Annotated in this window: 13 protein-coding genes; 6 read left to right on the top strand and 7 right to left on the bottom strand. The window is 71.8% G+C overall.

The window, feature by feature from the left end:
- Window positions 1-132 precede the first annotated feature (132 nt).
- Window positions 133-1,017 (bottom strand): LysR family transcriptional regulator, encoded by an 885-nt coding sequence (locus Apa02nite_RS43375; protein WP_203830311.1) that lies wholly within the window; start codon window positions 1,015-1,017, stop codon window positions 133-135.
- Between the two features lie 66 nt (window positions 1,018-1,083).
- On the opposite strand from Apa02nite_RS43375, the gene gabT reads away from it, so the two are divergent.
- On the top strand, window positions 1,084-2,415 hold the full coding sequence (gene gabT / locus Apa02nite_RS43370; RefSeq protein ID WP_203830312.1) for a 4-aminobutyrate--2-oxoglutarate transaminase: 1,332 nt from the start codon (window positions 1,084-1,086) through the stop codon (window positions 2,413-2,415).
- Window positions 2,412-3,794: an NAD-dependent succinate-semialdehyde dehydrogenase gene (locus tag Apa02nite_RS43365; RefSeq protein WP_203830310.1), complete on the top strand. Its 1,383-nt coding sequence runs from the start codon at window positions 2,412-2,414 to the stop codon at window positions 3,792-3,794. The genes gabT and Apa02nite_RS43365 overlap by 4 nt, the downstream gene beginning before the upstream one ends.
- A 67-nt stretch (window positions 3,795-3,861) precedes the next feature.
- On the opposite strand, the gene Apa02nite_RS43360 is transcribed toward Apa02nite_RS43365, so the two are convergent.
- On the bottom strand, window positions 3,862-4,260 hold the full coding sequence (locus Apa02nite_RS43360; RefSeq protein ID WP_067685521.1) for a hypothetical protein: 399 nt from the start codon (window positions 4,258-4,260) through the stop codon (window positions 3,862-3,864).
- Window positions 4,257-4,433, bottom strand: a complete 177-nt coding sequence (locus tag Apa02nite_RS43355) for a hypothetical protein (RefSeq protein WP_198170575.1) — start codon at window positions 4,431-4,433, stop codon at window positions 4,257-4,259. The genes Apa02nite_RS43360 and Apa02nite_RS43355 overlap by 4 nt, the downstream gene beginning before the upstream one ends.
- Window positions 4,434-4,769: 336 nt before the next feature.
- On the opposite strand from Apa02nite_RS43355, the gene Apa02nite_RS43350 reads away from it, so the two are divergent.
- Together Apa02nite_RS43350 and uppS are read left to right on the top strand one after the other, a co-directional pair.
- Window positions 4,770-5,387: a GNAT family N-acetyltransferase gene (locus Apa02nite_RS43350; protein ID WP_067685520.1), complete on the top strand. Its 618-nt coding sequence runs from the start codon at window positions 4,770-4,772 to the stop codon at window positions 5,385-5,387.
- A 64-nt stretch (window positions 5,388-5,451) separates the two neighbouring features.
- Window positions 5,452-6,234, top strand: coding sequence for a polyprenyl diphosphate synthase (uppS, locus tag Apa02nite_RS43345; RefSeq protein ID WP_203830309.1), 783 nt, complete (start codon window positions 5,452-5,454; stop codon window positions 6,232-6,234).
- On the opposite strand, the gene Apa02nite_RS43340 is transcribed toward uppS, so the two are convergent.
- Both Apa02nite_RS43340 and Apa02nite_RS43335 read right to left on the bottom strand, forming a co-directional pair.
- Window positions 6,231-6,674 carry an SgcJ/EcaC family oxidoreductase gene (locus tag Apa02nite_RS43340; protein WP_067685518.1) on the bottom strand — a complete coding sequence of 148 codons (444 nt, stop codon included), beginning with the start codon at window positions 6,672-6,674 and terminating at the stop codon, window positions 6,231-6,233. The genes uppS and Apa02nite_RS43340 overlap by 4 nt on opposite strands.
- 45 nt (window positions 6,675-6,719) lie before the next feature.
- Complete coding sequence (locus Apa02nite_RS43335) at window positions 6,720-7,766, bottom strand: FAD-dependent monooxygenase (RefSeq protein ID WP_203830308.1); 1,047 nt, start codon at window positions 7,764-7,766, stop codon at window positions 6,720-6,722.
- Window positions 7,767-7,850: 84 nt separating this feature from the next.
- Between Apa02nite_RS43335 and Apa02nite_RS43330 the strand changes: the two genes are divergently transcribed.
- Entirely contained in the window at window positions 7,851-8,342 is a 492-nt protein-coding gene (locus Apa02nite_RS43330; protein ID WP_203830307.1) for a TetR/AcrR family transcriptional regulator, read from the top strand.
- A 9-nt stretch (window positions 8,343-8,351) separates the two neighbouring features.
- Here Apa02nite_RS43330 and Apa02nite_RS43325 read toward each other — a convergent pair whose 3' ends face one another.
- Together Apa02nite_RS43325 and Apa02nite_RS43320 are read right to left on the bottom strand one after the other, a co-directional pair.
- Window positions 8,352-9,470 (bottom strand): hypothetical protein, encoded by a 1,119-nt coding sequence (locus Apa02nite_RS43325; protein ID WP_203830306.1) that lies wholly within the window; start codon window positions 9,468-9,470, stop codon window positions 8,352-8,354.
- Complete coding sequence (locus Apa02nite_RS43320) at window positions 9,467-9,976, bottom strand: SigE family RNA polymerase sigma factor (protein ID WP_203830305.1); 510 nt, start codon at window positions 9,974-9,976, stop codon at window positions 9,467-9,469. The genes Apa02nite_RS43325 and Apa02nite_RS43320 overlap by 4 nt, the downstream gene beginning before the upstream one ends.
- Window positions 9,977-10,124: 148 nt before the next feature.
- On the opposite strand from Apa02nite_RS43320, the gene Apa02nite_RS43315 reads away from it, so the two are divergent.
- On the top strand, window positions 10,125-10,340 hold the full coding sequence (locus Apa02nite_RS43315) for a helix-turn-helix domain-containing protein (RefSeq protein ID WP_203830304.1): 216 nt from the start codon (window positions 10,125-10,127) through the stop codon (window positions 10,338-10,340).
- The last annotated feature ends 39 nt before the right edge of the window (window positions 10,341-10,379 follow it).

The following is a 10,379-nucleotide window of genomic DNA, read 5'->3' as shown; positions in this document are numbered from 1 at the left end:
CCCCGAGACACCCCTGAGGGCCAGCCGAGACCGGAACAAACGGCCGCAGGCACTCCTGAAGGCCAGCCGAGACCGGAACAAACGGCCGCAAAGCAACCCCGCGGCGCCGTGGGCCGCGTCGATGGATCGTCGTCAGCCTGCCGGTGCGTGGTACCGGTCGCGGACGAAGGCGCCGAGCCGGGCCGCGAAAGATTCCAGGGTGCGGGCAGCCGCGTGCCGCGAGTCCCAGACCGCGGTGAGGCGGATGCTCAGGTGGCGTCCGCCGACGTCGACCGGCAGCGGCACCAGCCCGAATCGGGGGTCGTCGGAGGCGACCGCGACGCCCCGGCCGGCCGCGGCGAGGGCCTGCGCGACAGTGCCGTTCGCGGTTTCGATCGAGGACGAGCAGGTGGCACCGGCCGCCGTGATCGCGGCGTCGAGCGACTGCCGGGCGGTGAACGCCGCCGGTTGCACGATCAGCGTCTCGGTGAGCAGCTCGGCGAGCGGCACCGACACCCGCGACGCCCACGGATGCTCCGCGTTGACATAGGCCCAGACCGGCAGGACCGCCAGTGCCTGTGACCGGTACGGATCAGGAGCCCGAACCGTCCCGATGGCCAGATCGGCACCGAGTCGCAGGGTCTCCACCGGTGACCGTCCGTCAGCACCGAGCACGTCCGCGGTCGGGTCGTCCGGCGCCAGCGTCGCGATGAACGGTGACACCACGTCGGTGAGCGTGACCGTAGGCGCCCCGATCGTGAGCCGGTCGAGACGGCCCTGCGCGGCGACCCCGGCCGCGACCCGCAGCGCGTCGACCCGGCCGAGCACGTCCCGGGCCAGCGGGAGCAGGACCCGGCCGGTGGTGGAGAGCTCCAGCCGCCGTCCGGTCCGGTCAAAAAGTGACACGCCGAGGTCACGCTCCAGGACCCGCAACTGGCGGGACAGGCCCGGCTGGGTGACGTGCAGGCGGGTCGCGGCGGCACTGACCGTGCCCGCTTCGGCGGTCGCGACGAAGTACCGCAGCAGGCGCAGCTCCACTTATGCCTCCGAGGCATGGTTTCCAGGCCCAACAGGAACTGGACGAGCATACGTAAGGGTCCGAGACTGACCGGCGTGAGCCTCGAACAGAAGCGCCGGCTGGTCACCGACCTGCCCGGCCCGCGATCCCAGGAACTGATGGCCCGCAAGCTGACCGCGGTGGCCAGTGGCGTCGGCACCACCGTGCCGGTGTTCGCGGCCCGGGCCGGCGGCGGCATCGTCGTCGACGTGGACGGCAACCAGCTGATCGATCTCGGCTCCGGAATCGCGGTCACCACGGTCGGCGCGAGCGCGCCGCGGGTGGTCGCGGCGGTCACCGAGCAGGTCGAGGCGTTCACCCACACCTGCTTCATGGTCACGCCGTACGAGAGTTACGTGGCGGTGGCCGAGGCGCTGAACCGGGTCACTCCCGGTGACCACGAGAAGCGCAGCGTGCTGTTCAACTCCGGTGCCGAGGCGGTGGAGAACGCCGTGAAGATTGCCCGCGCGCACACCGGGCGGGACGCGGTGGTCGTTTTTGATCACGCGTATCACGGGCGTACGAACCTGACCATGGCGATGACCGCGAAGAACATGCCGTACAAGCACGGGTTCGGGCCGTTCGCGCCGGAGGTGTACCGGGCGCCGGGGTCGTACCCGTACCGGGACGGAGGCGTGGACGGCCGGGCGGCGGCCGCGCGGGCGATCGACCAGATCGAGAAGCAGATCGGCGCGGACAATCTCGCGGCCCTGGTGATCGAGCCGATCCAGGGCGAGGGCGGGTTCATCGCGCCGGCCACCGGGTTCCTGCCGGCCCTGGCCTCGTGGTGCCGGGCGAACGGCGTGGTGTTCGTGGCCGACGAGGTGCAGACCGGTTTTGCCCGGACCGGCGACATGTTCGCCTGCGACCGCGAGGGGGTCGTCCCGGACCTGATCGTGACGGCCAAGGGCATCGCCGGCGGCCTGCCGCTCTCCGCGGTGACCGGCCGTGCCGAGATCATGGACGCGCCGCACGTCGGTGGCCTGGGCGGCACCTACGGCGGCAACCCGATCGCCTGCGCCGCCGCGCTGGCCGCGCTCGAGACGATCGAGGCCGACGGCCTGGTCGCCCGGGCCCGCGCGATCGAGGACCGGGTGCGCACCCGGTTGCTGCGCCTGTCCGGAACCGATAGCCGCCTGGGCGACGTCCGCGGGCGCGGCGCGATGCTGGCCGTCGAGCTGGTCCGGGCCGGTTCGCAGGAGCCCGATCCGCGCCTGGCCAGGGACGTCTCCCGGTACGCCCACCAGCGCGGCGTGATCGTCCTGACCTGCGGAACGTACGGGAACGTGCTCCGCTTCCTGCCCCCGCTGTCGATCTCGGACGAGCTCCTGGACGACGCGTTCGACGTGCTGACCGCCGCCTTCGAGGAGATCCGATGAGCACCATCGTGGTTGTCGACCCGGCCACCCTGTCCCCGGTGGCCGACGTGCCCGACCAGGGCGTTCCCGACGCGCGGGCGGCCGTCGACGCGGCGTTCGCGGCGTTCCCGGCGTGGGCGCGCACCGCACCGCGGCGCCGGTCGGAGATCCTGCACCGGGCGTTCGAACTGATGCTGCGCGACCGGGCCGCACTGGCCGAGCTGATCTCCCGGGAGAACGGCAAGTCGCTGACCGACGCGGCCGGCGAGGTGACCTACGCGGCGGAGTTCTTCCGCTGGTTCGCCGAGGAGGCGGTCCGCCCCGGCGGCGAGTACGGCGAGGCCCCCGCGGGCGGGGCTCGCACCCTTGTCACGCACCGGCCGGTCGGAGTCGCCGCCCTGGTCACGCCGTGGAACTTCCCGGCCGCCATGATCACCCGCAAGGTCGCGCCGGCGCTCGCCGCGGGCTGCACCGCGGTGCTCAAACCGGCCGCCGAGACGCCGCTGACCGCGCTGCACATCGTCCGGCTGCTGGCCGAGGCCGGGCTGCCCGAGGGCGTGGTCTCGGTGGTGACCACCACTGACGCGTCCGCGGTCGTCGGCGCGTGGCTGGCCGACCAGCGGGTCCGCAAGATCTCGTTCACCGGGTCGACGGCGGTCGGCCGGGTGCTGCTGCGGCACGCCGCCGACCGGGTGGTCAACTCGTCGATGGAGCTGGGCGGGAACGCGCCGTTCATCGTCGCCGACGACGCGGATCTGGACGCCGCGGTGGCCGGAGCGATGATCGCCAAGTTCCGCAACGGCGGGCAGGCGTGCACGGCGGCGAACCGGTTCTACGTGCACGCCGCGGTGGCCGACGAGTTCGTGGCCCGGTTCGGCGCGGCGGTGGAGAAGCTGACCGTGGGGGCGGCCGCGGACGGCGCCGACATCGGGCCGCTGATCAGCGCGCAGGCGTTGCGGCGGGTGACCCGTACCGTAGATCTTGCCGTTGAGGCCGGGGCCCGGATCACTCATCAGGCCGCGACGCCGACCCTGCCCGGACATTTCTACCCGCCGACCGTGCTGGTGGACGTGGCACCCGACGCGGCGATCCTGCAGGACGAGATCTTCGGGCCGGTGGCGCCGATCGTCACCTGGACCGACGAGCAGGAGATGCTGGCCCAGGTCAACGCCACCGAGTACGGGCTGGCCGGCTACGTGTTCTCCGGCGACCTGGCCCGGGCGATCCGGCTCGGCGAGTCGGTGGAGGCCGGGATGGTCGGGGTCAACCGCGGTCTGGTGTCGGACCCGTCGGCGCCGTTCGGCGGGGTGAAGCAGAGCGGGCTGGGGCGCGAGGGCGCCCGGGACGGCCTGCGCGAGTTCCAGGAGACGCACTACCTGAGCGTGGCCTGGCCGGCCTGACCGGTTCCGTTCGCCAGCGGGCCGCGCCGGCGAGCGCAGACCGCACGCGGTCATGTCGTGCTCGCGGTCACTCCTCGATCGCGAGCACGATACGGCCGCCGGCCACCCCGCTGTACCACTTCGGGTCCCTGGTCATCACGTCCACGCCCAGGTCGAGCGCGAGCATCGCCGCCGACGCGCAGTCGGCCCGGCCGACCAGCGCCCGGAGCGCCACCAGCGACTCCCAGTCCTCCGCGTCATCGCTGATCAGGAACGTCGCCGGGTGCGCGAGCAGCAGCTCCAGCCGATCCCGGTCGATCATGGCGGTGTGGTGCCCCGCCTCGATCAGGCACCACAGCGGGATGATCACCGCCCCGCCCTCGTCGTTGATCTCTGCGAGGGTCTCGCCGACGGCCACCGACCCGCGTGCCCACGCGGTGATCGCCGAGGTGTCGAGAACCAGCTTCGCGTCGCGCCCCTCGGTCACGCCGGCCGGGACCGCAGCCCGGCCAGGAACTCCGCCCGGCCCTCGGTGTCCCGCGCCCGCTCCGCCTTGCGCCGCCGCTGCCGCGCCCGCGCCTTGCCCTCGTCGGTGACGGCCAGCCCCATCCGGGTGTGGATGTCCTCGACGCTCAGCTTCGGCCTGGTGTCCTGCTCCATAGCGCCAGCGTAACCGCGCCCGCCCGCCCGACCTATCCCCCGGCGTGGCCGGTCTTGCCCACACCCGCGGCGGTGCGGGGCGGCCGGCTGGTGCTCACGGTCGCCTCAGCGCCCCCGAAAGGACCGTGAGAACCAGCCGGAACCGCACGGCACCCGCCACGGGGCGGGGACGCCGGCTGGTGCTCAGGGGTGCCTCGCGGCCGTTGAGGGACCCCTGAGCACCAGCCGGGGACCGCGCGACGCGGCAATGCCGGGACCGCACGCGGATCTCGCGCGCTGCACCCCGTACCGAATAAAGCACCTGCCCCGAAGCGGGCCGTGTGTGAGGGTGGCGGCATGAGTCAACCGACGTTGCGGACGGAGCGGCTGTTGCTCGTGCCGCTCGCCGACCGGCACTTCGAGCTGGAGGTCGACCTCGACGCGGACCCCGAGGTGCTGAAATACATCTGGGGACGGGCCAGGGACCGCGACGAGGTGGTGTCCTCGCACGCGGAACGGCTCGCGCTCGGCGCCAAGGTCGACGGGCTCGGGTACTGGATGGCGTTCGGCTCGGAGGGCGGGCGCCGGGACTCCACGGGGCCGGAGAGCGAGGCCGAGGGTGAGTTCGTCGGCCTGATGATGTTGCCGCCGGCGCACGGCGACGACCAGCCGGACGATCCGACGGTTGCCGAACTCGGCTACCGGCTGGCGCGGAAGTACTGGCGGCTCGGACTCGCCAGCGAGGCGGCCCGGATGTTGCTGCGGCACGCGTTCGACACGGTCGGGCAGAGCCGGGTGCTGGCGCAGACCATGGCGGTGAACCACGGATCGCGCGGCGTGATGGAGACCGTCGGGATGCAGTACGTGCGGACCTTTCACCCGCTCTGGGACGACCCGTTGCCGGGTAGCGAAGCGGGCGAGGTCGAGTACGAGATGACCCGCGCGATGTGGGAGGCCCGGCGCGGCACCTTGTGAGGGTTGTGTGGAGGTTCGGTGATGATCGGCGATAACCGGCACCGGCGGTGATGGGATCGCGGCCATGCTGCAATCCGTCAAGGCCGCCGCCTACGCGCTCTACGCCCGCCGCCTCCGGGCCCGGCTCGCCGGCGCCACCCTCCCCCGGCACGTCGCGATGGTGATGGACGGCAACCGCCGCTGGGCACGGCAGATGGGTTTCGACGATCCGAGGATCGGCCATCGGTACGGCGCGGAGCACCTGGACGAGGTGCTCGGCTGGTGCCGGGAGGCCGGTATCCGGCACGTGACCGTGTTCGTCGCCTCGGTGGACAACGTGGTCAAGCGGGACGCCGGCGAGGTCGGCAACCTGATGCGGATGATCGAGCAGGTGGTCGCCGTGCGGCTGACCAGCCCGCCGGCCCGCTGGCAGGTTCACCTGGCCGGACGACTCGACGTGCTCCCGGACTCCACCCGGCACGCGCTGAAGCTGGCCGAGGAGGCCACCCGCGACAACGGCGCGGAGTTCCACGTCACCATCGCGATCGGCTACGACGGGCGCGACGAGATCGTCGACGCGATCCGCTCGCTGCTCGAGGCGGAGGCCCGCGCCGGGCACGGCGTCGACGACATCGCCCAGCGGCTGACCGCCGACCGGATCGCGGAACACCTCTACACCCGCGGCCAGCCCGACCCGGACCTGGTGATCCGTACCAGCGGGGAGCATCGGATGTCCGGCTTCCTGCTGTGGCAGGCGGCGTACTCGGAACTGCACTTCTGCGACGTGTACTGGCCCGGCTTCCGCAAGATCGACTTCCTGCGGGCGCTGCGCTCGTACGCCGCCCGCAACCGCAGGTTCGGCGCCTAACCGGGCAGGACCGCGGTGTTCTGTCCGGCAACGATCTTCCAGGTGTCCCCGGTGCGCGACCACAGATAGCTGGGCGCTCCCCGGCCATCGGTGGCGAGCGGGCGGCCGTCGCGGTCCAGATATTGCTGGCGGACGCCGGTGAGCGCGATGTCCGGCGTGATGAACGCGATGTGCTCGACGACGTAGTCGACCGAGCCGTCGCTCATCGCACCGGGCAGGACCTGCCGGGTGAACTCGCTGATCTGACCGAGACCGATCAGCCGACGCCCGGCGCCGGTCACCCACACGGCGTCCGGACCGAAGAGCGCCAGAAAACCATCCGCGTCCTCGGTCCGCTGCGCCTGCTCCAGGTCCGCAACAAGACCAACCAGATTTCGTACGTCCGCAGCATCGGCCGGCGCCGGTGCCACGGTGACCGTCGTGCCCTCGAATCCCGTCATGGCGCCGAGGCTAAGACGTGAACCGAAGTTGAAGTAAAGCCCCGCTTACGCCAGCCCGCCGAAGGCAGCGACCGCCTCTCGCCCCGCGGCCTGGTTCGCGGTGACATAGGGACGCAACTCCTTCTCAAAGCGCTCGAAAGCGGCCCGGTGGTCGCCGCTCGCCTCGGCCAGGCAGCGGGCCAGTGTGGATGCGGCGAGCAGGGCCTGGGACGTGCCCATCCCGCTGGTCGGGGCGGCACAGAAGCCCGCGTCGCCGAGCAGCGCGACCCGGCCGGTCGACCAGGAGTCGAGGTGGACCTGGCAGGTGGAGGCGAAGTAGAAGTCGTCGGCTTCGGACATCGCGGCGAGCAGGTGTGACGTCTCGGACCAGGGGTGGCCGGCGAACGCCGCGCGCACGGCGGCCTCCTGGACGGTTCGCGGCTGCCGATCCAGATCGGACGACGACGTGCCGAAGGACAGACTCACCGTCATCCGCTCCGAAGAACCGCTCGCGAAGGCGTAGATCGCTCGGCCCGCATCGGGCTGCAGCAGGCCCTGACGGTCCAGGCCGAGGCGGTTGCCGGTGGTGAAGCCGGCCCCGGACATCCCGAGGTGCTGCACCGGGTCGAGGCCCGGGAAGGCCAGCCGGCGGACCGCCGAATGGACCCCGTCCGCCCCGAAGACCAGGTCGAAGTCGCGGGTCGGGGCGCGTTCGAAGGACACCGTCACCCGGTCGTCGTGCTGAACGAGCTCGGTGACCGTGTCGTCGAACAGGTAGTCGGCGTCGGCGACCCGGTGCAGCACCCGGGTCAGGGCCGGTTTGGGAACCTCCAGGTCACCGCCGAACGCGGCGGCGGGCAGCTCACCGATCACCGAGCCGTCGGGCGCCAGCAGGGTGGTGCCGCGCATCCCGGTCTCGTGGGCGCGGATCTCGTCGAGGATGCCGAGCTCGGCGAGCACCTCCAGCGCGGGACCGCGGAAGTCGACGGCATAACCGCCCGGGCGCAGGTCAGGGGCGCGCTCCACGATGGTGACCGCACAGCCTTGCCGGCGCAGGAACCAGGCCAGAGCGGGGCCGGCGACGCTCGCCCCGGAAATCAGAACGCTTGTCATGCCTCGTACCGTAGCCGCCTTTTATCCATATGGTGAATCCATTTGGATAAACCAAGTGGCTAAGACCTCCGGTACGATGGCGGCGTGGGAAACCGGGACGCCCTGCTGGCCGGGGCCAAGTCATGCCTGACCGAGCGCGGCTGGGCGCGCACCACCGTGCGGGACATCGCCGCCGCCGCGGGCGTCAACCACGCCGCGATCGGCTACCACTTCGGTTCGCGGGAGGCGCTGCTGGTCCAGGCGCTGATCGAGGCGGTCGGAGAGCTCACCGACACGGTCGCGGCGCGGGCCGGCGACGGCACGCCGGAGGAGCGCTGGCAGGCGCTGATCGAGACGTTCAGCACGCACCGGCCGCTGTGGATCGCGCAGCTGGAGGCGGCTGTGCAGGCCGAGCACTCCCCCGAGCTGCGCGAGCGGCTCGCCGAGGCCCAGCGGCAGGGCCGCGAGGGGATGGGCGGCTCGGTGCCCCTCGCGGTGCTGACCGGCCTGATGATGCAGTGGCTCGTCGACCCGGGTCAGGCCCCGTCCGGCGCGCAGGTCGCGAGCGAGCTGCGCGCCTACGCGGACGAGGCCTGACCCGCGGGGTCAGCCCAGCAGGCGCTTCCAGCCGGAGGCGTTCGTGCAGCTGCCGAACGTCGCGCTCGCGACGAGCCGGTTCAGGTCGGCCTCGGTGATCTGCTGCCGATCCCGCACGTGCACCAGACCCATGCAGTCCCCGAATCGCACCACCATGTCCGCCCCGCCGTCCTGCCCCTGGGTGGCGAAGAGCGTGTTGGGCCGCGGCAGATACCAGGTGTCCGCCCCGTTCATCTTCACGGGCGGATGCCCCTGGAGTTCACGCTGGTAGTTGGACCACTCCTGGGGTGCCAGCCGGGTCAGCTGCAGCTCGAACGGCAGCGCCTCCCGGACCGAGTCGAACCAGAGCAGATCCGGCTTGCGATCGGTGGCGTAACCGAGCCCGAACGACGCGCTCAAACCCCCGATCCGGGACGTGTTCACGTCGGCCCGGTAGATCTGCAGGCCGGGCGGCACCCAGCCGAGCGTCATCGGCGACACCGCGTCCATGCCGTCGACGACGCGGATGTCCCGGGCCACCTCGACCAGGCCGTCCGGCGTCTCCGCGCTCCGGTTCATCACCAGCACCCAGACGCCGCTGCTGTCGCGCCACCCGACGAACGATCCGTCGAACCCGGAGTCCGGCACCCCGGCGTGCATGTCCCGGGCGAACCAGCCGTGCCGGTCACCGATCGTGACCGGCGTGCCCTTCTGCAGCTCGGCCGGGTCGAACGCGCCGGGGTCGAAGGACAGCACGTCGGCACCCTCGTTGCGGCCCTTCACTCCCGGCCGGGCCGACTTCACGTCCTGCAGGTTGCGGACCCGTACGAACTGGCCGGTCGGCGTGCTCTTCCGGTCCAGCAGCAGGAACGGCGAGCCGGCACGCAGGGTGATGCTGGTCTGCTCCGGGGTCCGGGACCAGGCTCGCGCCGTCGCGGTGACCGGCGCGTCCGTCCGTACGATCAAAGGGGTGATCCCGGCGGTGACCGCGATCGCGGCCACCAGAGCCGCGCCGCCCAGCACGGTCCGACGGCGGCGCAGCTGCGCGGCCCGCCCTCGCACGGCCGGGAGCAGGGTGATGTCGGCGGGCGGGGCCTGACCGGCGTGGCGGTCCAGGGTGTCCCGGAGTTCGTCCAGAGTCCTCGTCACAGCATGCCTCCCAGGATGACCGGCGTGACACCGGCGGGCTGTTCGGTGAGTTCGATGCGCAGGGCGGCAAGGGCCCGGCTGGCGTAGGCCCGCACGGTGCCCGGCCGGCAGCGCAACACCTCGGCGATCTCGAGATCCGAGAGCCCCTCGTAGTACCGCAGCACGATCACCGCGCGCTGCTGCTTCGGCAGCGACCGGATCACCTGCCACAACTCGTCGTCCGCGGTGTGCCGCACCGGTGCGGCCAGCGCGTCCAGGTCGCGTTCCTCCAACGGGACTACCGCGACCCGGCGCCGCCGGCGCAGCAGCGACAGGAACTCGTTGGTCACCATCCGCCGGACGTACGCGTACGGTTCGCCGCCCGCGATGATCCGCCGCCATTTCAGCATCGCCCTGGCCAGGACCTCCTGGACGATGTCGCGGGCCTCCTCCCGGTCCCCGCTGAGCAACGTCGCGTACCGCAGCAACGCGGACGATCGCGACGCCGCGAACTCCTCGAACTCCATGCACCTCTCCCCCGTCGGGCGATTGTCGTAAGGAACACGCCCACCCGCCACGATCTGCTGTGCGCCACGTCAGCCGTTCAGCATCCGTTCATCAGCGTTTCTTTCATGGGCCGAAGGTCAAGGAGCGCTGGAACCGGCGGGGCGAACGGTGCGCTACACCTACCGCCTGCGGCCCGGCCGGCAGGCGCAGGCTGCGCTGGTCGTTGAGTGGGGCCGATGCCGATGGTTGTGGAACGAGGCCGTCCACCAGCGGAAAGCCGGTCACAAGCCGACGTTCGGCAAGCTGTCGAAGATGCTCACCGAGGCTCGTGGCCTTAACGCCTGGCTGCGTGAGGGTTCGCAGGTCGCCCAGCTCCCCTACTGACTCTTGCCCGGCCCGGCCGCGACACCCGCCACACGGCCC

It is taken from the genome of Actinoplanes palleronii (assembly GCF_016862315.1).
Taxonomy (GTDB): Bacteria; Actinomycetota; Actinomycetes; order Mycobacteriales; family Micromonosporaceae; genus Actinoplanes; species Actinoplanes palleronii.
This window is presented reverse-complemented; position numbering and strand designations above follow the sequence as displayed.

Excerpts from the sequence above, each read along its gene's own strand:
- Apa02nite_RS43365 (WP_203830310.1), top strand. The coding sequence starts at position 2,412 with ATGAGCACCATCGTGGTTGTCGACCCGGCCACCCTGTCCCCGGTGGCC.
- Apa02nite_RS43355 (WP_198170575.1), bottom strand. The coding sequence starts at position 4,433 with ATGGAGCAGGACACCAGGCCGAAGCTGAGCGTCGAGGACATCCACACC.
- Apa02nite_RS43350 (WP_067685520.1), top strand. The coding sequence starts at position 4,770 with ATGAGTCAACCGACGTTGCGGACGGAGCGGCTGTTGCTCGTGCCGCTC.
- uppS (WP_203830309.1), top strand. The coding sequence starts at position 5,452 with ATGCTGCAATCCGTCAAGGCCGCCGCCTACGCGCTCTACGCCCGCCGC.
- Apa02nite_RS43340 (WP_067685518.1), bottom strand. The coding sequence starts at position 6,674 with ATGACGGGATTCGAGGGCACGACGGTCACCGTGGCACCGGCGCCGGCC.
- Apa02nite_RS43335 (WP_203830308.1), bottom strand. The coding sequence starts at position 7,766 with ATGACAAGCGTTCTGATTTCCGGGGCGAGCGTCGCCGGCCCCGCTCTG.
- Apa02nite_RS43320 (WP_203830305.1), bottom strand. The coding sequence starts at position 9,976 with ATGGAGTTCGAGGAGTTCGCGGCGTCGCGATCGTCCGCGTTGCTGCGG.